Genomic DNA, 26,197 nt, shown 5'->3' with positions numbered 1-26,197 from the left:
TCCTGAGAATCCAACTGATCCCGAAGAACCAACTGATTCTGAAGAACCAACTGATTCTGAAGAATTAATTGATCTAGATAACTCAAATGATCAAAACAACAACAATTCCGATAATAAGAATGCAAATTCTAACAATATTCTTTCTAATACAAATAGCAATTTTATTTCAAAACTACCACAAACCGGAAATAAAAAAACCTCATGGCTTTCATATCTAGGTGCGGCATTAATTATGTTTATTCCCGTAATTTTTAAAAAGCATTAATATAACAAAGAGAACACCCTGCAATAATTGCAGAGTGTTCTTTTTATTATATTAACTATTAAACTTAAAAGGATTTTCTTTAAACAACTTTCCATAAAAGATAATCTTTTCAACCGTTTGCTTCAATTGTTTTGTATAAAAATCTTTTGAAGGAGCGTTTTCATAAAAATCACCTTGTTCATCAAAATTCTTTTGAACATTTCCAATAACAACTTGGGGCGGTAAAACAAAAAATCCCAGTCGTGTTAATACAGGACTTAAGTCAAATCCTCCAAATTGTCCTCCACGTATATTATCTGAATATGACATAATTATTGCTGGTTTATTTACACATTGATTTGCTAAAAAATCAAGTGCATTTTTTAATACTGCCGGGAAAGAATGATTATATTCTGGTGTCATGATAATATAACCATCCGCATCCAACATGTCGTCTAACCATTTTTGTTGATTATCCGGTAATTTTCTATCTTTATTATTCATAGGTGGTAAGGTTTCATAGAAAAATGGTAAATCATAATCGCCGATTTCAATAAAATGAATTTTTGTATCTCCTACTTCATATATTACTTTATTATTCTTTAAATAAGAAAATAAGTTTTTTCCTAAAGAATTTTTTCTGGAACTTCCTAAAATTATATTAATTTTTGTCATATTAATACCTCCGATTATTTTTTATTTGTACGAAACTTTGATAACAACAACGCTATAAATAATAAAATGCCACCTAGGATATAAATCAGGTGCTGTCCACTAATAAAATAATTTGTATATTTACCTGTATAGTCAGTAATACTTTTTTTAGCCAAATGGCTCATTATTAAAAATAATAACCATGTTGAAGTAACGTTTCCCAACACCATACCTAAGTTTCTTGCCAGTGCATTGATACTACCTGCAGCACCTAGTTGAGTTTCATCAACTGAACTCATTATCATTGTATTATTGGGAGATTGAAAAATAGCATTTCCTAATCCTAAAAAACCAATCATCAATCCAACGTAATAAATAGATGATTTTGAGTTTAAAAGAACCAATCCCAATTGAACAATAAAAATAATCCACAAACCCGTAATAGCAATTTTCCAAGCACCATTATTATCTGTTAATCCTCCTGATAAAGGTGCAATTATTGACTGTACTAATGGTAATATCATCATAATCATTCCTGATAAACTTGCGGATAATGATTTAGTATTCTCTAAATAGAACGGTGTTAAAACCATATAAAAGTTATTTGTCATAAAAACTAATATTGCTGTAATTAGACCAACCGTGAAATCCCAATTTTTAAAGATTTTAAAATCAATTAATGGCCAAAAAGTATGTGAACCTAATTTAATATTATCTTCTGGAATTATAACGAAACCCAAAACTATTAAAATAACTCCAATAGGAACATTAATCCAAAAAATAGACTGCCATGGTAAAAACTCTAATAAAATTCCACCAATCCCAGGCCCGGCAATCATTCCCAATGCGACAAATGTTCCAACCCAACCAAGAGCCTGCCCTCTATTCTGTTGTGGAAAAGTTTCTGTGATAATTCCATTATTAGTACTCATAGTCATTGCCGCACCTAATGCTTGTATAACTCTAGAAATTAAAAGAAAAGTTATATTGAAACTAATACCCGATAGGAGTGACCCAACAGTGAAAATAATCATTCCTATTTTAAAAACTTTAACCTTCCCTATAAGGTCTCCCAATTTACCAAATGGCAATAGAAATATACAAATCACTATTAAATAAATAGAAACGATCAATTCTGCCACACTCATACTTATTGACAATGAGCGATTAATTACAGGTAATGCTACATTCACAATACTGGCATCCAAATCATCCATAAATGTAATTAACCCCACGATTGTTAATATTAACCAACGATTCTTTATTAACTTAATTTTAAACGCCTCTTTTTCTATTCACATGAATACATGTGTTATTATATACCGTGTAAGATTAATTTCAACAAATTTATTCACGTGAATAAAAAAGGAGAATAATTATGAATAAAAGCAAAAATGCTAAATCAATCATGACAAATATTGGCAACCTTCTTTCTCAAGATAGTACTAACGATCAAGAAAAAAATTGGTTGTTGACTCAAACCGACAATCCCGAATTGAAGGACGCTCTGGCTGGATTAAGCACTCAAGATTTGAAAGTACTTAATAAAATTGGTAATCAAGAAAGAGTTTTAATAAAATCTCTGCCTGCCGCTGTAGACTTATCTCAGCCTACAATTTCACGAATGATGAACCGATTAGAAAAGAAGAATATTCTAGAAAAATATCGAACTGTTAAAAATAACAAAGAAATCCTAGTTAGTTTAACTCCCCTTGGTGAAAAAATTGCTGATTTACATACACAATTAGACAATCATATTCTCCAAAATGTTGATAATATTCTTTCTGATTATTCTGACGAAGAAATAGAACATTTCATTGAAATATTGTCTAAAATACAGAAGATTAAACTCTAATACTAATAAAAAACGACGATGCCTTTAAAAGGTTATCGTCATTTTTTATTAAAATATTCTATTATTAATCTTTAACATGTATAACAATTTTACCAGTAGTATGATGGCCTTCAATCGTTTGATGAGCCTTAATCACATTCTCTGCACTAAATGGCATTGTTTCAACCATCAACTTAAGTTTCCCGTTTAAAACAAGTTCAGCTAATGCATCAAGATCAGCCCCTGTACCATAAGTAAATTGGAAGGCTACCTGTTTTTGTTGATCGTGTTTTTGTTCTTCTGTTGGTTGTGTGGCAATTGTAGCCAATTTACCATCACTCTTTAAAACCTTTAATCCAGTATCTACATCACCCACAGTGTCAAAAACAGCATCAAAATCATGTAAGACATCAACAGCAGAAACCTTATGGTAATCAATCACTTCATCAACACCTAAGTCTTCGAGCAATTGACGATGATTTTCGCTTGAGGTAGTGGCAACATATGCTCCAAAAGCCTTTGCAATTTGAACGGCAAATAATCCTACGCCACCAGCACCACCGGCAACAAAGATCTTTTGTCCAGCTTGTAAATCCAAATTGTGCTTCATGCCATAATAAGCAGTCACACCAGCAATTGGCAAAGCAGCAGCTTGGTCAAAAGTAAGTCCATCTGGGATATGAGTTAGTTCAGTATTATCAACTGCAATATATTCACCATACGTACCGTTATCTGATGAATGTGAACTAGATGCTGAGCCAAAGACTTTATCTCCTTTAGCATATCCCTCTACATCGGAGCCTACTTCAACTACTACTCCGGAAAAGTCCCATCCAAGAACCAATGGGAATGACCAATTATCTGTAAATGGTGAACCTAACATTCCAGCTCTTCCCGCAATATCCATTGGATTAATACTGAAGGCATGAATTTCAACTAGTACTTCATCTGATTTTGGTTGTGGTTTTGCCATTTCTATTTCTTTAAATTCTTCAGCTGAACCATATTGATTGATAGCGATTGTTTTCAAATTATGACCCTCTTTCAAGTAAGTGACTATACTATAAACTATGGTGTCAACACCATAGCAAGCCTTTTTTTAAACTTTTTTTAGTTTATCAAAGTAATTTATTTTATTTGTCAAAAATTCTTCGATCTCATCCATTCTGACCTTCTCTTGACGGACAGTTTCTCTATATTCCCTCAACTCTGTTGCCTTTTGGGAAGAACTGATCTCCAATTCTGATTTAGTTAACAATGATAAATCCAATCCTAATATACGAAAAATCTGAACAAATTGTAATCTTTCTAAATTTTGTTTTGAATACTGACGATAGTTATTCTTATCTCGCTTAATAGGACCTAAAATATCTAAATGTTCATAATACCTCAAAGCATCTTTAGTCATACCAGTTATAGCAATAACCTCTTTAGTTGCAAATGATGTTTGATTATCTGGAATATTAAATGTTTTCATTTTTGTTCTCCATAAAAAATTACTAATTTACAATATACAGTGGATCTTTTCCATCATTAACCAAAACAACATTCTTAGCAACAATATTAGCCATAGCATTTCTGGCCTCAATTGTGGCATTACCAATATGCGGAGTTAAAATCACATTGTCTAATTCCTTAAACCCATCATTAACATCAGGCTCATGTTCATAAACATCTAAAGCAGCACCCGCTAATTCATTGTTTTCTAGTGCCTTTAACAAGTCATTCTCGTCAATCAATGGCCCACGTGCGGCATTAATTATTATTGCTGTCTTTTTCATCTGACGAAATTGTTCGGTTCCAAAAGTATGCGTTGTTTCAGGAGTCAATGGTGCATGGATTGTTAGAACATCACTATTTTTAATTAATTCATCCAAACTAACAAATTTAGCATTTAAATTAGTTTCAATATCTGCTGGCAATGCATGTCTTTGATTGTAAATAATGTTCATATCAAAAGCCGCCATTCTTTTGGCAACTGCTTGACCAATTTGTCCCATACCAAATATTCCCAAAGTTTTGCCTGCCAATTCATGTCCCAAAAAGAACAGTGGTGCCCAACCGGCAAATCCCTTAGTTCTCATTAACTTGTCACCCTCAACAATTCGATGACTCAGAGAAATAATTAGTCCGGTCGTGACCTCAGCTGTTGAAACTGTTGAGACTTGCGGAGTATTAGTAACGGGAATGTTCTTTTCACGGGCATATTTTGCATCGATGTTATTGAATCCAGCACCAAAATTAGCAATTAATTTCAGTTCCGGATCAGCATTGATTACATCTTTATCAACTATAGTTGATAAAGGAGTAATCAAATAATCTTTCCCGGCAATTCTCTTTATGAGTTCATCTTTTGAAATCACTCCATCGCCTGAATACATTTCAATGTTCAATTCAGCGTGTTTAAGAATATCAAAAGCTGACTGTGGAATTTTTGCAGTTACCAAAACTCTTGTCATAATTTTCTCCTTTATATAAATATTATACTAATTGTAATCTTCTTTAATAAATGAGTCATAAAAAGCGTCCTAAAATTAGAACGCTTTTTGATTAAATTCTTACCTCTGGTTCGGCATGCGTGACAGTCATCCCACCATCGATAACAATATCCTGACCATTAATATATGAACTTTTATTTGATGATAAAAATTCAACTACATTCGCTATCTCACTTGCATCAGCAAATCTATGCAATGGAACCCGTGATATCATTGCCGCCAATCTATCTACTTCAATACTCTTTTCATTAAATTGTGCTGAATTAGTATATCCGGGACTAACGGCATTAACTCTAATCCCCTTTTCGCCTAATTCCAATGCCAACGATTTAGTTAGATATGCAACAGCCGATTTACTTGATGAATAAAGTGTTGATGTTTTCAATCCTCGATGATACGTCCAAGATGTATTAATTACAATACTTCCGCCTTTACTCATCAACTTTGTTGCCTCTTGAATACTGAAAAAAGTTCCCTTGTAATTAAGATCCACTTGTTTATCAAAATCATTTTCAGTGATTTCTGAGAATGGTTTAAAAATACCAAATCCTGCATTAGCAAAAAAAGCGTCCAAATGATCCATTTTAGAACTTATCTCAGTCATTACACGTTTAATATCATCTACTTTACTCATATCAGCAATGAATGCTTGTACTCCTGGATGATTTTCAGCAAATTTAGTTGTTTTCTCAGGATTACGCCCAATTGTGGCAACATTCCATCCTTCATTTACAAATAATTCCACCGCGGCTTGTCCAATACCGGAAGTTCCACCAGTGATTAAAATATTTTTTGTCATTTTTATCCTCGTTTCATTAATTAATTTAATGACTCAAATAATATCATTAAAAACTTATTTAAGTTTGAATGACACCTTTTTAATCAACTGATTTTAAAGATTGAAGCATATCAATTTTTCTAATTTTAGGGATCATTAATAAATTGATAATAACTGTGAACAATATTGAGAAACAAGTTGAATAAACAAACGTCATCAGATTCATTGACGTATCAAAAATATAATATTCAGTCCCAAATGATTGAATTACCTGTTGAAATAAAATTACCCCGAAAAACAGTCCAATAATTGTTCCCATCAATGACAAGCCGAAAGTTTCTCTAAAAATATAGGCGTTAGTCTCCGAATCCTTAAATCCTAAAACTTTAAGAGTTGCAATTTCACGTTGTCGTTCTTCAATATTAATATTGGTAACGCTATACAAAACTACAATCGCTAATAAACTAGCTAAAATAATCAATATAACAACAACCATTTTTATACTCTTCATGTTGGTTTCCAGACGATTCATAGTTGTTCTTGTTAATTCAACATTCTTAATACCCTTATTTTTTTCAATAATATGTCTTACATGGCTGGGGTAATTTGCTTTCATAAAGACTGTATTCAACTGATACTTCTTACCAAATGTTTTTTGATAGGAATCACTATTCATATAAATATAATTCAAATGATAATTATATGAATAGTGATTCCTGTTACCTTCATATTTTTAGTTTCATAATCAGTTAATAACTTACCCTTTATTTTATCTCCTACCTTTAATCTCAAACGTTTGGCTATATTGTTAGTAATAACGACTCCTTTTTTTTGTAAAGGGATATTATTATTATTATTTTTTAATAAAACAAACTTTGATAAATCTTTAGACTCTTTAGGAACAATTAAATTTATATAATACTTTTTTGTTCCCGAATTATTAGATGATACCTCAATAGACTCATCACGACCTGCTAAAGATTTTTTAACCAAAGATTTATTTGTTACTACTTTTCTGACTTCATTATTTAATTCATCAGTATCACTAATAGAAGCAGTCATATTATATTTAGTAATGTGTTGATATTGCTCTTTAGGAAATGACATGGCACTATTCTGTAACGCGAAACCCGTTACTAATAAGGCAGTGCTTCCAATAACGCCAACTACTGCCATTAACATCCTTTTTTTATCAAGAAAAATATTTCTTTGAGTAACTTTTTGTGAAAAGGATAAATGTTTCCAGATAGAACCTATTTTTTCTAAAAAAATTCGTTTCCCTGCTGGAGGTGTCTTTGGCGTTAACAATTGTGCTGTTGATTCCTGTAAATTTTTAAAAATTGTCCAAGCGGTAATTCCAATAATAACCACTAACATAGTTGATAAGGCTAATATTGCATAAGTCCAATGAAAATTAAGCTGTATAAACGGCAAACTATATTGAGTCGAGTATGCTGACCAAATCATTCTTGGCAAACCTTGAAAACCGGCAATAATACCAAAAGAACTGCCTATTAAAGTTGCCGAGACCGCATAAATTAAATATCGACTAGTTATTTTACTATCAGAATAACCTAAAGATTTAAAAGTACCTATTAAAGTTCGCTCCTCATCAATCATACGAGTCATACTAGTGAGGGCCACCAATGCCGCAACTAAAAAGAAAATAATTGGAAAAATAGTTGCTAAACTTTTCATACTTTGAGCATCTGATTTAATAATAGCAAAACCTTGATTTTGATTACGTGTTTCAAAATACCATTGAGGACTATTAATTTGTTTCAAAGTATTTTTTTGCTTATTTAGAGATTTATTAAGTCGAGTTATTTGTGGGCTAGATCCAGAAATTTGTTCTAAATCACTCAATCCTTTTTGTTGTTGATTAATATTATCATTCAAATGATGATATCGTTTCTTTGCTTGAAGTGTAGAAAATTTCTTAATCTGATTGATATCTTGATTAACAACATCTTCATATTTATTAGAAAAACTATTTAAACTATTAGTATTATCGAATTTTACAAAAATACTGTTTTCCGTATTATTTCTAAAACCACTTTTTGAAACAAACAAAACAAAATCAACAGCACCACTCCCTTTGGACGATGTACCTTGTTTATTATGTGGATATAATCCACTCTTAACTATACCAACTATTTTGAATTGATTTCTCTTTGTTAGACCAGCTGTATCATTACCAGAAAAGGACACTGAATTTGAAAGTTTGATATTTTTAATTCCGTCCGGAGGTATTACAATAACAGCTTCATTTGATTTCGTTGGTAAATGACCCTTTACTAAAGATAATTTATTTAAATCAGTTGATACATTAGGAATACTATAAACCCTCATCGTATAACTGGATTTAGCAACTTTAGCTACACCATCAAAAGTGGTTGTTGTTTGAGACTGCGATACATTTTTTGTTGATTTTATTTTTGAAAGATCACTCTTACTAAATCCAAATGGCGATTGGATCTGAACATCAGAGGTATCTTGATCTCGCAAATAATCATCCGCTGTAGTCTGCATATCAGGAGCTATTGCTAACAACCCCGCTAACATTCCGGCGCCCAAGAAGCTGACCAAAACCAAAGATATATATCTTCCCATCGTACTAACTATATTTTTATAACTACTCTTATCAAATAAACTTTTCATTACCAAACCAGTCCTTCAGCAGACGCTGGGTTGGAATTCGTATGTTCATCAACGACCGTACCGCTATTAATACGAATAACTCTGTCACCAATTTCTTCAAAAGCAGCGTTGTGAGTAATAATCACAACAGTTTTGCCCTGTATTCTACTAGTATCTTGTAACAGCTTCAAAATATTCTTACCTGTCTTAAAATCAAGTGCTCCCGTTGGTTCATCGCACAGCAATAACTGCGGATTCTTGGCAATTGCTCTAGCAATAGCAACACGTTGCTGTTCACCACCAGATAATTGTGCAGGAAAATTATTCATTCGCTCAGTTAATCCTACTTGTTTCAAAACCTCAACTTCATCTAAAGGTTTACTAACAATTTGTGATGCCAGTTCGACATTCTCCTTAGTAGTAAGATTCTGAACTAAGTTATAAAACTGAAAAACAAAACCAACATCTTCTCGACGGTAATTAATCAATTGTTTTCGATTATAATTACTGATTATTGAATCATTCATTTTTATTTCTCCATCAGTAACTGAATCCATTCCTCCCAACATATTCAAGATGGTTGTTTTCCCAGCCCCACTGGCTCCAACAATAATAACTAATTCTCCTTTCTCGATTGAAAAGTTGACTCCCTTGACCGCTTCAACTTCTACCTCACCCGTTTTATAAACTTTTTTTACATTATTAAATTCAATAAAACTCATATTACTCTCCTTTCAAAAAGCATTAGTGCACACTAATGCACATATTTTATAAATAAAAAAGCAGTTCTTAATCCTTCATGACTGCCTTCATATTAGTTGTTGCAGTATCAAATTTATCTACAATTAGACGATTATTAGCTTTATACAATACCTCACGTCCAACCTTCTTACGTTGAACCGCCCCAAAACGATTCATATAGTCTAAATGTCGTGATATAACTGAGCGATTTTGTGGAAAATTTTCTGCTATTTCTCCAATTGTCATTTCTCCAGCACCCGCCAAAAATATTAACAATTCACTACGAACTGGGTCGCTAATCGCTCTAAAAAAATCAATATCAATATTATCTTGAATCCATTCACGACATTTTTCAGAGTCATATTCTTTTTCCAATAATTATCACCTCGCAAGTTGATTATATGCTTGTGTGTGCACATGTCAATACATAATCACTTTCAAATTTCATATCAGTACCAAAAATACCTACCTAATAACTATGATAAATAATCGCTAGATAGGTATTTTATTGTCTAAAAGTAATTTTAAAGTCTTTTAAAAGACTTTAAAATTGAGATCTTAGGTCCTGTGAACCAGCACCACTCCATTTATAACCACCAGATCTGGCAATTGGACGTAATTTATTAATATCATCGTTTGTTTCAGTATCAAATGTTAATTTCTTAGATAATGAAATTAATGTAATGCCGTTGACCGTCTTTGCTGCGACAATCTGAGGAGGAATATTTTTTTGAAGAGCCTGAGCTGCCTTAATTAAAATATTTAAAATCTCTGAATCATATTTTTGAGTTCTTAAATGATTATACATTCTATCAATTATCTCAAAAGTATCATTAGTTAAATCTTCCTTCATTTCATATACCCCTTATTTATGATTCATAAAAAAATCCCAAACAGTTTGGAATTGCTTCATATGAACGTTTTCTTCTATATGTCATGATTTAAAAGGTGATCCTGTTATTAGGATAACTGAATTATACAATATAATGGAAGAATTTATAAATGGACAATCCGTCAATAAATAATTATTATTCAAAATAGGTCAAGTTTTCTCACATTGCACCTCAACTATGGCCTTTATAATTTCGGTTAATTTGATTACAATATGATATTTTATCAATATACTCTTCAGTCTTTAATTGTTTGGAATTATTTTGAATATCTTTTTCCAAATCAGAATATTTTTTTACAGAGGAATCAGATAAAATTCTATCTAATTGGGATATTATACCTATAATCAATTCATTTATCTCTTCACTTTTCTTAGCCGCCTTATTCATTAACTTACATCCCCTAATAAGTTCATATATTAAATACATTCATAATATAATCTCATAAAGAAATTCAAGCTATTAAAAATAACAAATTTTTTAACATTTCTTTCTAATAAAAAAAAGAATCATCAACCTTTTAAGGTAATAATTCTGATTTATTATTAAAGTTCTTTATTTTTAATAATTAATATTGCTGATCCGACCGTCAATATTAAGACTATAAAACTAATTAGAATATACTTCCAAAGCTGATCAGATGAAATCATCCCAAAGGCTATTTTCAAGGCTGTACTAAAAAAGTCAAAATATTTTAACCAACTCCATTTAACAAATTGACTTAAAGTACTAATAATTATCGGAAATAAAACTATGAACACTGAACTAACAACAATAGAGCCGGTTACCAGCAAAATTACAATAGCAATCCCAAAAGCAATACTAATGAAAAATGAAATTACTACCGAGAAATCAAGCGCATCAGTTAACAAAGTTATCCAATTAACACCAACTGTTCTATGATTAATCAATCCTACCAAAATGCTGGTTGAATAATATATTAACATTAGAATAAAAATATTAAGTAACATTGTAATGTATTTTGAAACGACAAAACTAAACCTAGTTATACCAGAAGTTAAAGTGTTCTTATAAGTCTTTTGACTAAATTCATATCCAATGGTAATCACAAAAATACCAATAAAAACGTACATCAATAACGTTGACGACATGCTGACAGCACTAAGCCCGTCTTTTATGGTCCAAATTTTATTAGATAATCTATTAAGTATTTTTGTAGGTATCGGCACGACCCAAATTCCACCAACAATGTTATTTAATGTAATTATTACTGAATAGGCAATTGTGACTATTAAAGTAATATAAATTCCCCAAGTATGACGGAGACGATAAAAGTCAGTTCTCAATTGATTAATCATTTTCTAGCTCTCCAATCAAATTAGTATAGTAATCCTCCAAAGACTTTTCCTCTTTAGTAATACTAACGACAGAGACACCGTTCATTACTAGCTTTTTATTCAACTCCGATGAATCAACATTTAACGAATGAATTAAAATATTTTTATCATTTAAAACAGTGAACTTTTTAGAATAATTTTTATCAATTATCTGAGAAGCCTTAGAAACATTATTAACTGTAACCATCAAACCTGACTGATTAACTCTATCTAGGTCATCTTTAGAAATTTGCTTTATTAACTGCCCCCTATATATAAATCCGAACCTAGTAGATACTTGATAAAGTTCAGTCAATATATGACTTGATATTAATATTGTCACTTGTTTCTCTTGATTCAACCTCAACAATAATTGTCTAAATTCAATAATCCCCGAGGGATCTAACCCATTTATTGGCTCATCTAGTACTAACAGGTCAGGATCTGGAAGTATTGCTATTGCCAATCCTAAACGCTGTTTCTGTCCTAATGATAGATTTTTAGCTTTAGTATTATCCTTTTCATTCAATCCAACAAAATTAATTATTTCGTTAATTTTATCATAATCATTTATTCCACGTTGAATGGCAATTAGTTTTAAATTTTGTTTAACCGTTAGTTTTTCAAAAGCGACTGGTGTTTCAATTATTGAACCTACATGTTTTAATGCTTGCTGATTGATTTTTTGATCAAACAATTTAATCTCCCCCACTTGAAGTGGTGATAATTGCGTTATTAACCTCATAATAGTCGTTTTACCAGCTCCGTTTGATCCAATTAATCCATAAATATCGCCCTTTTGTAAAGAAAGATTAAGATTGTCAATTGCCTTATATTTGCCAAAACTTTTACTGACATTATTAATCGAGAGAATTGTTTTTACCATAGTCTTTCGCTCCCTTCTTAATAATAATTCTATAAAATCATTATTAAATCGTTACATAATTAAACCTTAATTAATCATTAATTCTTATCCCCCAGTCTATTCCATACGCTAAAATGAAATTAATGCTACTGGAGGTATGATAATGCACCAAAAAATACTGATCATCGAAGACAATAATGACATTCAATCACTGTTATTTGATGTTCTTTCCAAGAATTATTTAATTTATAAAGCACTTGACGGTATCTCTGGGATCAACCAGTTCAACGAAGTAAAACCCAATTTAATCATTCTTGATCTTATGTTGCCCCAAATAAATGGTGAAAGTGTTTTAAAGATTATTCGAAATCAATCAAATGTACCGATAATAGTTTTAACAGCAATCCAAAATAAAACCACAACTGTTGATCTATTGAGAGATGGAGCCAATGATTATTTAACTAAACCTTTTGATATTGATGAATTACAAGCAAGAATCGAAGTTCAACTGCGCAAAGAAACAAATAGTGAAGATAATCATATTATCATTTATAAAAATATTTCATTAAATAGTCAAACCCATCAAACTATTGCAAATAATCATGAACTTAATTTATCCAAAAAGGAATTCAATTTATTGGAAATATTATTGTCCCATCCAAAACAAATTTATGAAAAAGAACAATTATTTCAAATAATTTGGCACGAAGAATACTTTGATAGCTCAGATAACACTTTAAATGTTCATATCAGTAATCTCAGACGTAAACTGTTTGCTGCCACTGCTCATAACTATATTGTATCTATTTGGGGAATCGGAATTAGATTCGATTGAGAGGTAATTATGATAATCATATTAAATTTTATTTGTATTATATTAATGTTAATAATATTTTTAATTCTATATGACCTTAAACGTATTATTGAAGAATTAAATTATATAAACAAGAACGACTCCAATGGTGAAATAACCACTAATACCAATTTATCTATAATAAGAAATCTGACTCAGAAAATTAATTTTAATCTTCACGAGTTACATTCTTTAAAGGAACAACAGGAGACTCAAAACAAACAATTCAATCAAATGTTAACGAATATAACACATGATATAAAAACCCCTTTAACCGTTTCAATGGGATATGTTCAATTGTTAATTCAAAAAAAACCTCAGGATAAAGATTTAATTAAAATTCAAAATAATCTCAACTCTGTAAATTATTACCTCCATTACTTAATGGACTTTAATTTATTAAGGGAAAAAAGTGCTAATTTGGTTATTTCTGAATTCATTTTGTCCGATACTTTAAAAAAAGAACTTTTTAACTATTATGATCAACTTAACGAAAAGAATATAAAAGTTCAAATCAATATCACACCTAATATTTCCGTAGAAAGTGATGAATTATTATTTAAAAGAGTTTTTCAAAATTTGATTGGTAATATTCTTAAATATGCTGTTAATGAAATGAAGGTTACTTTAAATAAGGTAGACGATAATATTCAAATAATATTTGAAAATCAAACTTTTGAAAAAAACGCTGATAGTAAAAAATTGATAAATCGATTTTATACGGCTGATATTTCTAGAAACAACCAGAGTATCGGTTTAGGATTGAGCATTGTTCAATCGTTAGTAACTACTTTAGGAGGTAAAATGATATTTAATAATAATAGTGATTTTACAGTCAAATTAATATTTAAACATATCGAGTCTTGAAAAAATCAAATTTTTAATTGACATTATGTTAAACATAAAATACAATACGTTTAAACGTTTAAACATAAGGAGAAAAAATATGGCAGAAGAAACAATGGCTATTTTCAAGCGTGGAGTGCCGGTCTTTTCCATCTTTCAAGATGAAAACCGACAAAAAATCATTCTATTGCTTTGTAAAAATAAAGAATTAACTGTCAATCAAATAACCGATCAGCTTAGTCTTTCACGACCGGCCGTTTCACATCATTTAAAATTGATGTTGGATGCCAAGGTTATTTCTGTAACAAAAGTTGGCAAAGAACGATATTATCAAGTTTCCTTAAATGATACTGTTCAGTTATTAAAGGATTTAACTAAGTCATTAGAAGAAAGTATTTCATCTAAATAGATGAAATTGTTTTTGAATTACAGGTTCACAAGTTTAAACTTATTAACAGGAGAAAAATTATGATAAACATTTTTACACCACTTGAACTATCAAATAAAACTATTATTAAAAACCGTTTTATGAAAGCAGCTACCAGTGAAACGCTGGGAGATAATAATTATCGCCCAACAAAACAATTAATTGACTTATACCGTGCTTGGGCCAATGGCGGAACTGGTTTAATTATCACTGGAAACGTTATGGTAGATCAAACCGCCAGAGGCGAATTTGGAAATATTGTTATTGAAGATTCCAAAGGTCTAAATTTATTAAAACAATGGGCAAAAGCAGGAACTACAAATGGTGCCAAAATATTTATGCAACTTAACCATCCCGGTAAGCAATCACCCAAAACCATTAGCAAGCAGCCTGTATCTCCTAGTGCAATCCCTATGGAAGGCTCTAATAGCTTTGCTTTTAATACACCTCGTGCCTTAACTAAAGTTGAAATTCAAATTATTATTCAAAAATTTATTAATGCAGCAGTAGTTGCTAAAAAAGCAGGTTTTTCGGGAGTAGAAATTCATGCCGCCCACGGATATCTACTAAGTCAGTTCTTATCCCCACACGATAATCAAAGGGTCGATGAGTACGGTGGTTCTTTGGAAAATAGAATGCGAATCTTAATAGAAATATACACTGGTATCCGTGAGAAACTTGGTCAAGAATTTCCAATTGCACTAAAAATAAATTCTTCTGATCTCAGAGATGGTGGCTTTTCTGAAGAGGACTCTATCAAAGTCATTCAAAAAATGGATCAGCTTGGTATCGATTTAGTTGAAATATCCGGTGGAAATTATGAAAAACCAACCGTTCAAGGTATTGGCAAAGGTGCGTTCTTTATTGACTATGCTTCAAAAATAAAGAGCCTTGTCAAAACTCCAATTGCGGTTACTGGTGGTTTCTCCACTGCTAATGGTATGTCTAAAGCAATTGCAAATAACGAGGCCGATTTGATTGGTTTAGCTCGTCCATTAGTTTTGGTTCCTGATTTACCCAATCAATTTAAAAACGGTAACTTTACAGCAGTTAACTTACATCACCTAACTACCAGTATTAAAAGTTTAGACAAAAAAGTTGGATCATTAATTGGCCTAAGCTATTATCAACAACAGATGTTACGAATTGCTAAGGGATTACCAATCCAAGTAACTAATAACGCTTGGAGTTCACTTGGATTCGCTATCAAGAGACAAGGTTTAGCCGCTTTTATTCCCCAACGAGATTAGCATTGAAAGGAAAATAAAATGAAAAAAATACTGATTGTTTTAACTAATACAATCCGATATAAGAATACTAACGATGCAACTGGACTTTGGTTAGGCGAGGCAACTGAATTCGTTGACGAAGTTGTTAAGGCCGGATTTTCGGTTGACTACCTTAGTCCCAAAGGTGGATTTGTACCTCTAGATCCTCGAAGTATGAAATATACCAATGATGATGACTTAAAGATTTACGAAAATACAGATTTTCAGAAACGTGCACTCAGTAAATCACTCAAACCAACTGATATCGTCCCTTCTGAATACTCCGCTATCTATTACACAGGTGGGCATGGTGTAATGTGGGACTTCCCTAATAGCCTTGAACTACAAAAGATAACTGAAAATATCTATCAGCAAAATGGATACGTTACATCTGTCTGTCACGGAATAGCTGGTTTGTTAAATGTTAAAATCGATGGTCACTATTTGATTGAAAACAAAAAAATCACTGGGTTCACTACAGCCGAGGAAATCCTTGCCGGTAAGAAAAAAATAGTACCTTTCTTAAATGAACAACTAGCCCAAGAACATGGAGCAATTTTCCAAAAAAAACGTGCCTATAAAGAATTTGCTATCCAAGATGGTCAATTGATTACTGGACAAAATCCTTTTTCTGCACGAGCAGTGGCAAAATTGCTTATTAAAAATATTTAATAAAAAAGCGTTGTTCCAGTGATTTTTTACAATAGTCACTAGAACAACGCTTTTATTTTCTACCTATTATACTAGACGACTAAGTACATTAAGTACTCCTTCGTCATTGTTAGAATCAGTAAAATGCTCAACTTGATCTTTAATCTTTTGTGTAGCATTTGCCATGGCATATCCATACGGTGTCAATTTTAACATACTCAAATCATTTTCATTATCACCAAAAGTCATAATCTCATCATTGGCGATACTATATTTATTTTGTAACTGTAATAATCCTGCAGCTTTATTAACTGAATTCTCACTAATCAGTTCCGTATTGTAACCAGATGTTTGGCTGGACAAACCAAGTGGTAAAGAAGATCTAAGAGTAGTTATAACTGAGCCAAAATCAACATGGGGAGCAAATGTTACACCAATGCTTGTTATTTTATCTTGCAGCCGTTGCGGAGTAACAGTTGGTAGATCGACTACCCGTTTCAAATGATTATAATAGTGATACGTTAAATCATACGCTGCTTGCGAAATAGTTTGATCAACATAGGCTGACTTCACGCCAACGACCAAATGCTCAGCAATATCTGTATCAACAAATTGATTATTAATAACATCCAAGGTTGCTGTAACAGCCTCTTCAGGCATTGCTTGAATCAATAATGGTTGATTTTCACTATAAACTACTGCACCATTTTGTGAAACAAAATCCATCTCGGATTTGAAATCAGTAAACTGATCCTGTAATCGTTGATATTGTGAACCACTAGCAGCTACTACACGGATATCTTTTGCACGCAATTGTTCTAAAATTTTACCAAAACGTTGATGATTATAAGTGTTTTGATCATTCAAAAAAGTTCCATCCATATCAAAGGCAACTAATTTAATAGACATTGTTTTACCCCTCTCGGAAAAATCATTACTTCATCTTATCACACTGCAATATCAATTATTAGTAATAAAGAGAATATTATATGCTATCTTCATCCGTCCAAGTAATCTTAGTGGAATAAAAGCCGGAAACAGAACTCTTTTGATTTTCATGAAGTAGCAAACCATTGTGATCTGACCAAATAATATCTTTTGGAGTTTGTCCGTCACTTGTCTGATAAACTAATGTCGGATTTTGAAAAATACTTTGATAATGATCTCCATTATAATATCTAATTTTTGAGTAGAGTTTTTGAGATTCGTCCCCTTCTTTTCGGAAGTAGTCATTTTGATTAACTAATATTTTAATTCCCTTTTTATCACGTCTTTTATCAATAAACTTCAGAACAGGATTTGGGGATATCGTATCTACTGTTCTTTCAAAAACATCATCTTCATCATTAAATATATGGGCTCCAAATGATATGTCTTTAGGATCAATAACTATTGAATCATCTCCATAGTTTATCAATAACTTATTTCCTAATACGTTATTAATTGAACCATCTGCATTATTTCCAGAAATCGAAGGAATCGTATCAAACTCTAATTTATCACTATTTTTACCAATTACACCCCAAATGTTAATGTCAGCTTCTGAATTACCCGGAATATTAAGACTATTAAGGGTTACCTTAATTCTTCCGATATTATTATCTATTGTATAGTCAGAGTTCAAATTCAGGGTTTTACCATTCAACTGAATTTTTTTAATATTCGTACCATCAGGAATCTCAAAAGTATATTTCCCATTATTAAACTTTGAACCCGACTTTGTATTACTTATAATCGACGTGTACTTAATGTCATCCCCTTTTTTCACATTATTTATTTGTGTATTGTCATTATTATGATCATTAGGATAACTTTCATTATAAATTTTATCGTTTACGGACAAAATAGCCCTTGGTTCAATTTGTTTCTTAACATTAATAACGGTATTATTAGAATCCAAATTAGTAGGTGATTGATAATAATTACTACCATTGGCCTGTACCGTATTACCCAATGGAATATTTTTATCTACAGTAACCTTAGCTCTAAAGTATTTCTCAAAAGATTTTCCAACTCCAATATCACCTATCTTCAAACTAATATTATTTTTTCCATCCAAAGTAGTTATTCCATTAGGTAAATTATCATTAATAACAACATTAGACCATAAATTGCCTAGTCCATTTTGTTTATAATTTCCAGCCACAACTTTATACTCCAGTTCATCTCCAACTTTTGCATCGGTTGTTTCTGTAAAATCAGTTTGTCCCGAAGATACATTACGTACTAGCAAATTAAGAGTTGGCTGCTGAATTACTTCGGTGTATGCAACGGCTCCTTGCATTTTTTCAGCACCAGTAGAACCAGTAAATCCCCAATAGTAAGGTCCCTTACCGAATTGTGACAAAGGAACCTTATGTTCGCCTAAATCCTTCCCATCAAATGAAGCATCCATAACACCGTTTTTTCCTGAAGGATTCCATTTAACAATCACTTGATGCCATTTACCGTTGTTTAAAGAAGGTGCAGAAATTGTATTGAAATGTTTTAGACTATACCCACCATTTTTTAATTTTCTAACATCAGAAGGATTTGTATATGCTATATGTGGACCCCGAATCGGTTCATTTCTATCGCTGTAATCCCCATTAGCATATGGATCAAATTCCAAAGATAGAGCCTTTCTTACATAACCAGTATATCTTTTAGCACGAAAATTTCCATAAACAGCTAATGCCTCTCCTCTAACACCAAGGGCCTTTTTACCTTGTCCTTGTATCGTAAACGTTAATCCATCAGCTCTACCACGCATATAAATATAAAATTTAGTCTCAAATGGCCTATTTATGGCAAAACTATTTTTATACCACATACTTTCTTGTTTTGATGGTTTTCCATCAGATATAATTTCCATATTGGCATAACGACCATCCTGATGAGGAGTATATCCATTTATTGAAAAGTTCCCCTTAACCAATGGTCCAGAAGTAGGAGGTGCTGGAATTGATTGAGTAGTAGATTTATTTTTACCAACATGAGTTTTTTTCGTACTAGTTTTACTATAGAAACTATTAATGTTCAAAATACTTTCTATTGAGGAAACATCATCAATCTGATCAGCTTTAACCGTGTATGTACAACGATTTAACATTAATACAAAGAGTAAAATCAATGTAATAGGCATTGATAACAAAAGAAATAAAAACTTTAACATAGTGCATCATCTCCAAAGAATATACTTACCCACGAATCAAATTAAAAAGTATAAACAAATATATAACATGCTGGTCTACTTTTTTCGTATTATAGCAACTCCCAAATATAAATCAAAATTTTTCATTTTATAAGTTGATTAAAAAAATATAATATAAAAATAATTAATACAAAAAAAATCAGCCTTTAGTTAATTGACTAAAGGCTGATTTTTTTAAAAAGTTTATTATCCTTAACATTTATTAAATCAAATTTTATCTGGTCAATAAAGGAATAATAAACATAATCAGTACCATTACTGAGTTATTAAAAATAATATTTTTGGTAAGACTCAATACTTGGACAATACCCCTAAATAATGGCATTAATAAAGCAATTGTCAGACGATATATAGCTTAAGTTCTGTAGAATATTTTTAAACCATAATTTTTACATAAATCCTCGCTTTCAATCATAATTGTTTCCTCATAAGAACTTTTTTTATTTCATAATCCAAATCATAAAATTATATTGGTTTAAATTAAATAGGCCCGTTAGATAAGGTATTCAGTATTGGGCGCTTCGCCAATTAATAAGGTCATGCTAAATTTGAAGGATAAACCATGACATTAGTCTCGACTATTCCAAAACGTTGCTGCATTATATTTGTAATTAATTGACTTAATTTATAAATATCAGTTACAGTCATTCGTTTATCTATTTGAATTACCACATCCAACATGATTAGGTTTCCATCATATCGGGCTCTAATAAAGATAACTCTCTGTACTTCAGGAAACCCTTCTATCGTTTCTCTATATGATTGTTCTAATTTTGGATCAAAATATCCTACCAAATCAAGACTACTTTTTTTCAAAATACTAAGACCTGAATATAGTATGTAAAAGCCCAACAATATACTGGTAACCCCATCAAGCCACGACTGTTTAATCAAAATTGAACCACAAATTGTTATAAAGGCCACTAAACTAGTCAATACATCACTAAATATATCTTTTGCTGCGGCATCTAAAGTTGCATCATTCAATTTCTTTTGACCGTGTTTTGTTAAAAAAGCCGATACTAATAACAATGCAAATGAAATAATGGCTCCCATCGCCCCAAGTGAGTTGGGAACCACCTGATGATGAGATAAAATGCTTTTAAAACCGCTGTAATCAATATTCAAGGCAATAGCAATCATCAAAACTCCCGATATCAATGTATAAATATTTTCAAATTGAAATCGCGATTGTTGAATCCTCGGACCAAGCGATTTTTGTTCGGCTACCGAAATGGGAGCTCCCAATAAATCATCGTCTCTTGTTTTAGATGCAATATAAATGCCAGTCATTAACAAACCTGTCGAGAAAATACCAGATAAATTATTTAATGCATCAGCAAAAAGCATTTGCGAATGACTCACTTTAGACAAACTATATTCAATAAAGAACAATCCCAGATAAATTCCCGTATTTATCCATAAATAATTTCGGACACTTTTTAATTTCTTTACGGCATCTATTTGAATTCTATCCCAATGCCTGAATAAACTATTGCTAATCATATAATCCCTTCATTTCACAATTGTAATAATTTATCGACATATTAACTCAATGAATGTTGTATGATTAGTAAAAAGAATTATTAAAGGTGGACTTTATGTCAGAAGATATTCGTTTAAAAAAAATATTCCAAAGTTCTTGCAAATTGTTTATCAATAAGGGATTCTCCAATACTAAAATGAAGGATATTGCCCACGATGCTGGTATTTCTGTTGGTTCGATGTATGATTTATTTCAAAATAAAGATTCTCTATTAAATTTTATTTTTTTAGCCACTTTAGATGATAAAATCATTTATTCTGCCCATGATTATCCTATTCAATCCATTGCAACAGAAGACTTAGTTCAACGAACGAAAAAATCCTATAAAAAAATCTCAACTAATATAAACCAAAATTTGATCAATAATCAAAGTTACACATTGTCACAATTAGTTGATGACTTTTTTACTATATTTACCAAATATGGTCAATATTTTCTCATTTTAGAAAAGAACCCTGAAATAAATCCAGAATTAGTCTCACTCTATAAAGATTATCGAAATGACTTATACAATAAATTAGAAATTTATTTGAAACATTCCATAAAAGACAAAAACATACGTCCTACGATTAATAGCAGTTATGATTCAATGTTGATTATCGATCTAATCTTTTGGTGGTCAACACATAAAAAATACGATTCATTTGAAAATTTTAAAAACAATTATTCAATTTCAACCATGAAAAAAACCATTTCCGACCTTCTATCAATCGGTTATCAAAAAAGATAATGCTCTTTTCTTGTTTATTCTTACAAAGGGTGTTATTTTTTTGATAATCAAATGAACGAACGGTTCATTCAAAAAATGAAAGATTGAAGTGATACTTATGTTTACAGCTGAATGGAAATATATCTTTAAAGATAATCGTTCCTTATTGCGTATTCTATTAGGAATCATGCTCATACCGACTTTTTATGCAGTCATATTTTTATCATCTCTATGGAATCCCTATCAGGAAATATCACATTTACCCGTTGCTGTTGTTAATGAAGACAAAACTCAAGGTTCAATTAACTTCGGTAATAAAATAGTTAATAATTTGAAACAAAATAATTCACTTGATTTTAAATTTATTACAAACTCATCAGCCCAAAATCAATTGAAACAAGGAAAAATATACATGGTACTATTAATTCCTAAAGACTTTTCAAAAGACATTGAGAATTTAAAGACTTCTAATGGTAAATCAGCCACTTTAGATTACTACACTAGTGCTGGGCATAGTTTTGTTGCTATGAAGATGGCTACAACAGCAATAAATAATATAAAAAATAAAATTGCTAATGAAATCTCTGACTCTTATCTTAAAGAAATAAATGATCAAGATACTAAATTTATAAATATTTTAAAGACTTCCTCATCAAATCCTCAAATGGAAAAAATGATTATTTCCAAAACACAAAATGTAACTTTAAATAAAAATATTATGGAACCAGTCAAACTTCATCACTTTGATAACACAACTGTTAAAAATAATGGCACAGGTATGGCTCCTTATTTAATTTCAGTTGCCTTATTTGTTGGTTGCATTACTCTAAATATTATCTATGATACCTTTTCTCCACGAGGAAAAATCAAAAATGGAATTGATTGGTGGATTTCCAAGATGTCATTCTTATACATTTTCATTATTCTAGCAGCATCCATTATGTACATATTACTCATAACAGTTAATGGATTGACACCTTTAAATGTTTTCCAAACATATGGTTTTATTATCTTAACTGCAATAACTTTTTTAAGTATCGTCACCCTATTCAATTTATTATTTGGAATGACTGGCGCATGGTTGATGTTGCTTTTCATGATTATTCAACTTGGCGGATCAGCCGGAACTTATCCCATTCAATTATCGAATATTTTCTTCAGATCAATTCATCCCTATTTACCAATGTCAATTTCAATTGATGCTCTCAGAAGTACTATCTCCATTGGTAACAGTATCAATAATGAAGTAATTACTTTCTTAATCATTCTCATTATTACCAATTGCTTGATGATTATCTTCTTTAAAACTGAATATGATTTTAAAAATATAGATCTTAATAAATGAAATACCAACATAAAAAAGATTCCTACGAATAATTAATCCGCATGAATCTTTTTTGTTTCCTCTCTTCTTTTATACAGTTCATCAACTAAATGAACATCTCTATCTTTAATCAATTCAATTATTCCCTGTCTATCGACAAACTCTACATTTTTTCGTTTCAAAAACATTAAGATCGTTGGCAACATCTGTCTTTCAATTGACTGATGCCAATAAAAGCTTTTTAGATCAAGATAAACTTCTTTGCCATCCTTAGTAGTGATTTTCATAACAAAAGATTCATTCATCAACTGTGATGACCCAGGAGCATAATTCCCCAAAGCAACAACTTTTTTGGGCTGATAGCCAAAAAGATCCACTTTAATCTCTACCTTCGTCATTTGTTTATATTCAACAAAATTAGTTGACCGAATGTGTAACAAAGCTTTTATCGGCATTATTATATTTTCCCAACTACTATAAACTTCTTTATTACCAACTAGATATCTAATACCCCTTTTTTCAAGAGTCCAATAATTGTAATATTTTTTAAAATCAAACGGATATATCCAAACTATTAAAATGTAAAAAATTGATCCAAACATAAAAGAATAACCAATATTTCCAAATATTCCGCCCATTAACATCCAAAAAACAACAATTATAGCTAATATAATCGCTGACGCCTTACTTTTAGGTTTTCCATAATCGAAGGGAAAATGTAAGTATGGTTCACCAGTTATTAATTCATCCAAAGAAATATCCAATAACCCACTCAAGGAAATCAAATTATCAATACTCGGTAAATTTTGTCCCAACTCCCATTTTGATATTGACTGTCTAGATATTCTTAAAGATTCAGCCAATTGCTCTTGCGTCATGCCATTTTTCTCTCGATACTTAACAATATTATCTGAAAGTGCCATGTTTTCTTCCCCTAAAATTCATTCTATTTATTACTCTCTAATACCTAACTATATAACAATTTGAAATGAATGTTTTAGCAAACTCTAATTTCAATACAACAATATAAAACAAACAAGATTTAGTAATCAAAATATGATTAGTAAATCTCGTCTATCTTCAGAAGTTAAAAATATTTCGTCCAAATCTTATTTATTATAAAATTAAATAAAAATAATATTCATTTACCCAAAATTATTATTTTATACAAAATAATGAAAACTTTATTACAACCTTTTTCCCATGTGTAGAAGTAAAAACAGGTATACCACTTAATTAAAAGTGATATACCTGTTTTTATCTTACTGAAAGCTTATCCAATGGCTTTTTCTCAACAACATATTGATAAAACAACATTACCGTTGCACCAATTACGATTCCAGCAGCATTAGCGACTACATCACTAATATCACTAGTTCGATTAATCAAAAATGTATGTGAGAGATAATATTGCATTGTCTCAATTGAGGCGCCAATTATTACTCCTAATGGAATCATCGAAATTACTGATATTTCTGAAAAAGCTTTTTTAATTAAAAATCCCAATGGTACAGTCAAAATAATGTTTTCAATAAATCCTAAATCATAATAAATATGATGCAAATTTAATTGACCAATGCCTGTCGGCATTATATAAACCGCGGTTCCAGTGAATGAAACTGGTGTAAAAAGGATCATTCCTAAAAATGTTAAATAGATCAAACTTATTAAAGGTAATTTTCGTTTATTAAAATCTTTAATTGTATTTGTAATGTAAATTAGAATTAAAAATGAGACTAATAAAATTGATATTAAAGGTATCCAACGAATAATCATCACTCCTTTGACTTTTTATATTGGATTTAAATTCTTAATTGATTTAATAGTTACATCTTACAATCACTTTATTTAAACAAGCTTAAAAAACTTTGATTTTTCCTCGATAAATGTGAAGAAAGAAATATTTTTTTACTATGATCTATTGACATTCTATTTTAAATGTAAGATACTTCAAAAGTAGTTAGCTGGCTAATCATAAAAAGGAGTTAGAACATGGAAAAATTTAGTTTTGTTGATAGGCCTAGTAATCAGCGTATTCAGCTTATGAATGGTATTTCTAAAAATGATTCAACAAATGTTGAGTTATTTCTAAATTTTCAATGGACATATCGTAATATGCAAAAGGTTTATGACAGTATTTTGAATGAAAATGATTTAAGTGAATCACGTTTTATTATTTTGATGTTTTTAAAAAATGCTTCTAATCATGAACTATTGCCTTCAGTTATTTCCGAAAAATTAGGTGCAACTCGCGCTACCGTCAGCAAATTGCTTAAGGCAATGGAAACAAAAGGTTGGATTATCAAGAGTTCTTCAACTACTGACAAACGATCGATCCCCGTTCAACTCACTACAAAGGGTTCCAAGATTTTAGAAAAGTTCTTACCAAAGAATTTTAATACTGTTAATCAATTGTTTAGTTCCCTCACTAATGAGGAAATAAAACAATTTACATATCTACTTTCAAAGATTCAAAAAAATACTCAAAAATTTGCTTCAGAAATGGAAAAATAATTATGCAAACAAAGAAAATTGAACTACTTGAAACATATTTAAGCCTCTACATTGATCATATGACAGTTTTAAATAGCATTAAAAAAGCGGACTCACCCTATGTAATCCTTGATGTGCGTAATGCTCCCGCACAAGTTAAAAAAGAACAAATAAAAGGTGCAATTGCCATGCCTGCCAAAGATTTGGCAAACCATTTGGACGAATTAAATAAGGATAAAATATATGTTGTCTATGACTGGACTGGTGGTACAACATTGGGAAAAATGGCATTACTTACATTGCTCTCAGCTGATTTTCAAGCATTCGAATTAGCTGGTGCACTTGAAGGTTGGAAAGGTATGAATTTACCAATGGAAACATTATAAAAAAATGGAATTATAATCTT

At 30.9% G+C, this 26,197-nt stretch carries 30 protein-coding genes; 11 read left to right on the top strand and 19 right to left on the bottom strand.

What is annotated here, in order from left to right:
- A partial coding sequence (locus tag CBP76_RS03985; RefSeq protein WP_133120379.1) for an LPXTG cell wall anchor domain-containing protein occupies positions 1-265 on the top strand: 265 nt, incomplete at its 5' end.
- 51 nt (positions 266-316) lie between these two features.
- Here CBP76_RS03985 and CBP76_RS03980 read toward each other — a convergent pair.
- Both CBP76_RS03980 and CBP76_RS03975 read right to left on the bottom strand, forming a co-directional pair.
- Positions 317-919: an NADPH-dependent FMN reductase gene (locus CBP76_RS03980; RefSeq protein ID WP_102195647.1), complete on the bottom strand. Its 603-nt coding sequence runs from the start codon at positions 917-919 to the stop codon at positions 317-319.
- A 14-nt stretch (positions 920-933) separates the two neighbouring features.
- Positions 934-2,145, bottom strand: a complete 1,212-nt coding sequence (locus CBP76_RS03975; RefSeq protein ID WP_425430295.1) for an MFS transporter — start codon at positions 2,143-2,145, stop codon at positions 934-936.
- Between the two features lie 131 nt (positions 2,146-2,276).
- On the opposite strand from CBP76_RS03975, the gene CBP76_RS03970 reads away from it, so the two are divergent.
- Complete coding sequence (locus CBP76_RS03970; RefSeq protein WP_102195645.1) at positions 2,277-2,753, top strand: MarR family winged helix-turn-helix transcriptional regulator; 477 nt, start codon at positions 2,277-2,279, stop codon at positions 2,751-2,753.
- 64 nt (positions 2,754-2,817) lie between these two features.
- Here the strand turns inward: CBP76_RS03970 and CBP76_RS03965 are convergent, their stop codons facing one another.
- The 12 genes from CBP76_RS03965 to CBP76_RS03910 form a co-directional block, all read right to left on the bottom strand.
- Positions 2,818-3,762 (bottom strand): NADP-dependent oxidoreductase, encoded by a 945-nt coding sequence (locus tag CBP76_RS03965; RefSeq protein WP_102195644.1) that lies wholly within the window; start codon positions 3,760-3,762, stop codon positions 2,818-2,820.
- A 69-nt stretch (positions 3,763-3,831) separates the two neighbouring features.
- Positions 3,832-4,209: a MerR family transcriptional regulator gene (locus CBP76_RS03960; RefSeq protein ID WP_102195643.1), complete on the bottom strand. Its 378-nt coding sequence runs from the start codon at positions 4,207-4,209 to the stop codon at positions 3,832-3,834.
- A gap of 22 nt (positions 4,210-4,231) precedes the next feature.
- Complete coding sequence (locus tag CBP76_RS03955; RefSeq protein ID WP_102195642.1) at positions 4,232-5,191, bottom strand: 2-hydroxyacid dehydrogenase family protein; 960 nt, start codon at positions 5,189-5,191, stop codon at positions 4,232-4,234.
- Between the two features lie 91 nt (positions 5,192-5,282).
- Complete coding sequence (locus CBP76_RS03950) at positions 5,283-6,029, bottom strand: SDR family NAD(P)-dependent oxidoreductase (RefSeq protein WP_102195641.1); 747 nt, start codon at positions 6,027-6,029, stop codon at positions 5,283-5,285.
- Between the two features lie 79 nt (positions 6,030-6,108).
- A complete protein-coding gene (locus tag CBP76_RS03945; protein WP_166667171.1) occupies positions 6,109-6,684 on the bottom strand; it encodes an ABC transporter permease in 576 nt (191 codons plus the stop codon).
- 11 nt (positions 6,685-6,695) lie between these two features.
- Positions 6,696-8,669 carry an ABC transporter permease gene (locus CBP76_RS03940; protein ID WP_102195639.1) on the bottom strand — a complete coding sequence of 658 codons (1,974 nt, stop codon included), beginning with the start codon at positions 8,667-8,669 and terminating at the stop codon, positions 6,696-6,698.
- Positions 8,669-9,370, bottom strand: coding sequence for an ABC transporter ATP-binding protein (locus CBP76_RS03935; protein WP_102195638.1), 702 nt, complete (start codon positions 9,368-9,370; stop codon positions 8,669-8,671). The genes CBP76_RS03940 and CBP76_RS03935 overlap by 1 nt, the downstream gene beginning before the upstream one ends.
- Before the next feature lie 67 nt (positions 9,371-9,437).
- The gene (locus CBP76_RS03930) at positions 9,438-9,764 is read right to left on the bottom strand and encodes an ArsR/SmtB family transcription factor (RefSeq protein ID WP_102195637.1); all 327 of its coding nucleotides are present in this window, start codon (positions 9,762-9,764) and stop codon (positions 9,438-9,440) included.
- A gap of 169 nt (positions 9,765-9,933) precedes the next feature.
- Positions 9,934-10,242, bottom strand: a complete 309-nt coding sequence (locus CBP76_RS03925) for a bacteriocin immunity protein (protein ID WP_102195636.1) — start codon at positions 10,240-10,242, stop codon at positions 9,934-9,936.
- A gap of 211 nt (positions 10,243-10,453) precedes the next feature.
- Positions 10,454-10,669 (bottom strand): hypothetical protein, encoded by a 216-nt coding sequence (locus CBP76_RS03920; protein WP_102195635.1) that lies wholly within the window; start codon positions 10,667-10,669, stop codon positions 10,454-10,456.
- Between the two features lie 155 nt (positions 10,670-10,824).
- Complete coding sequence (locus CBP76_RS12985) at positions 10,825-11,598, bottom strand: ABC transporter permease (protein ID WP_117589401.1); 774 nt, start codon at positions 11,596-11,598, stop codon at positions 10,825-10,827.
- Complete coding sequence (locus tag CBP76_RS03910; protein WP_102195634.1) at positions 11,591-12,502, bottom strand: ABC transporter ATP-binding protein; 912 nt, start codon at positions 12,500-12,502, stop codon at positions 11,591-11,593. The genes CBP76_RS12985 and CBP76_RS03910 overlap by 8 nt, the downstream gene beginning before the upstream one ends.
- Positions 12,503-12,644: 142 nt before the next feature.
- On the opposite strand from CBP76_RS03910, the gene CBP76_RS03905 reads away from it, so the two are divergent.
- The 5 genes from CBP76_RS03905 (at position 12,645) to CBP76_RS03885 (ending at position 16,547) form a co-directional block, all read left to right on the top strand.
- A complete protein-coding gene (locus CBP76_RS03905) occupies positions 12,645-13,316 on the top strand; it encodes a response regulator transcription factor (RefSeq protein WP_102195633.1) in 672 nt (223 codons plus the stop codon).
- A 9-nt stretch (positions 13,317-13,325) separates the two neighbouring features.
- Positions 13,326-14,201 (top strand): sensor histidine kinase, encoded by an 876-nt coding sequence (locus CBP76_RS03900; RefSeq protein WP_102195632.1) that lies wholly within the window; start codon positions 13,326-13,328, stop codon positions 14,199-14,201.
- A 79-nt stretch (positions 14,202-14,280) separates the two neighbouring features.
- Positions 14,281-14,589 carry an ArsR/SmtB family transcription factor gene (locus tag CBP76_RS03895; protein WP_102195631.1) on the top strand — a complete coding sequence of 103 codons (309 nt, stop codon included), beginning with the start codon at positions 14,281-14,283 and terminating at the stop codon, positions 14,587-14,589.
- Positions 14,590-14,648: 59 nt separating this feature from the next.
- The gene (locus tag CBP76_RS03890) at positions 14,649-15,857 is read left to right on the top strand and encodes an NADH:flavin oxidoreductase/NADH oxidase family protein (protein WP_102195630.1); all 1,209 of its coding nucleotides are present in this window, start codon (positions 14,649-14,651) and stop codon (positions 15,855-15,857) included.
- Between the two features lie 18 nt (positions 15,858-15,875).
- Positions 15,876-16,547, top strand: coding sequence for a type 1 glutamine amidotransferase domain-containing protein (locus tag CBP76_RS03885; protein ID WP_102195629.1), 672 nt, complete (start codon positions 15,876-15,878; stop codon positions 16,545-16,547).
- 66 nt (positions 16,548-16,613) lie between these two features.
- On the opposite strand, the gene CBP76_RS03880 is transcribed toward CBP76_RS03885, so the two are convergent.
- From CBP76_RS03880 to CBP76_RS03870, 3 genes are all read right to left on the bottom strand, one after another.
- Positions 16,614-17,435: a Cof-type HAD-IIB family hydrolase gene (locus tag CBP76_RS03880; protein WP_102195628.1), complete on the bottom strand. Its 822-nt coding sequence runs from the start codon at positions 17,433-17,435 to the stop codon at positions 16,614-16,616.
- Positions 17,436-17,511: 76 nt separating this feature from the next.
- Positions 17,512-19,680, bottom strand: a complete 2,169-nt coding sequence (locus CBP76_RS03875) for a lectin-like domain-containing protein (protein WP_102195627.1) — start codon at positions 19,678-19,680, stop codon at positions 17,512-17,514.
- A 576-nt stretch (positions 19,681-20,256) separates the two neighbouring features.
- Positions 20,257-21,225, bottom strand: coding sequence for a cation diffusion facilitator family transporter (locus tag CBP76_RS03870; RefSeq protein WP_102195626.1), 969 nt, complete (start codon positions 21,223-21,225; stop codon positions 20,257-20,259).
- Positions 21,226-21,320: 95 nt separating this feature from the next.
- Here CBP76_RS03870 and CBP76_RS03865 point away from each other — a divergent pair, with 95 nt between their 5' ends.
- Both CBP76_RS03865 and CBP76_RS03860 read left to right on the top strand, forming a co-directional pair.
- Positions 21,321-21,995 carry a TetR/AcrR family transcriptional regulator gene (locus CBP76_RS03865; protein WP_102195625.1) on the top strand — a complete coding sequence of 225 codons (675 nt, stop codon included), beginning with the start codon at positions 21,321-21,323 and terminating at the stop codon, positions 21,993-21,995.
- A 97-nt stretch (positions 21,996-22,092) separates the two neighbouring features.
- Positions 22,093-23,319 carry a YhgE/Pip domain-containing protein gene (locus CBP76_RS03860; protein WP_102195624.1) on the top strand — a complete coding sequence of 409 codons (1,227 nt, stop codon included), beginning with the start codon at positions 22,093-22,095 and terminating at the stop codon, positions 23,317-23,319.
- A 32-nt stretch (positions 23,320-23,351) separates the two neighbouring features.
- On the opposite strand, the gene CBP76_RS03855 is transcribed toward CBP76_RS03860, so the two are convergent.
- Both CBP76_RS03855 and CBP76_RS03850 read right to left on the bottom strand, forming a co-directional pair.
- On the bottom strand, positions 23,352-24,221 hold the full coding sequence (locus tag CBP76_RS03855) for a helix-turn-helix domain-containing protein (RefSeq protein WP_102195623.1): 870 nt from the start codon (positions 24,219-24,221) through the stop codon (positions 23,352-23,354).
- Positions 24,222-24,555: 334 nt separating this feature from the next.
- A complete protein-coding gene (locus CBP76_RS03850; protein ID WP_245865583.1) occupies positions 24,556-25,074 on the bottom strand; it encodes a VanZ family protein in 519 nt (172 codons plus the stop codon).
- 216 nt (positions 25,075-25,290) lie between these two features.
- On the opposite strand from CBP76_RS03850, the gene CBP76_RS03845 reads away from it, so the two are divergent.
- Positions 25,291-25,812, top strand: coding sequence for a MarR family winged helix-turn-helix transcriptional regulator (locus CBP76_RS03845; RefSeq protein WP_102195622.1), 522 nt, complete (start codon positions 25,291-25,293; stop codon positions 25,810-25,812).
- Positions 25,813-25,814: 2 nt separating this feature from the next.
- On the top strand, positions 25,815-26,177 hold the full coding sequence (locus CBP76_RS03840; protein ID WP_102195621.1) for a rhodanese-like domain-containing protein: 363 nt from the start codon (positions 25,815-25,817) through the stop codon (positions 26,175-26,177).
- Positions 26,178-26,197 lie beyond the last annotated feature (20 nt).

This window comes from Companilactobacillus nuruki, from assembly GCF_002872255.1.
Taxonomy (GTDB): domain Bacteria; phylum Bacillota; class Bacilli; order Lactobacillales; family Lactobacillaceae; genus Companilactobacillus; species Companilactobacillus nuruki.
The sequence above is the reverse complement of the archived record's forward strand: the minus strand, read 5'-3'. Positions and strand labels throughout refer to the sequence as shown.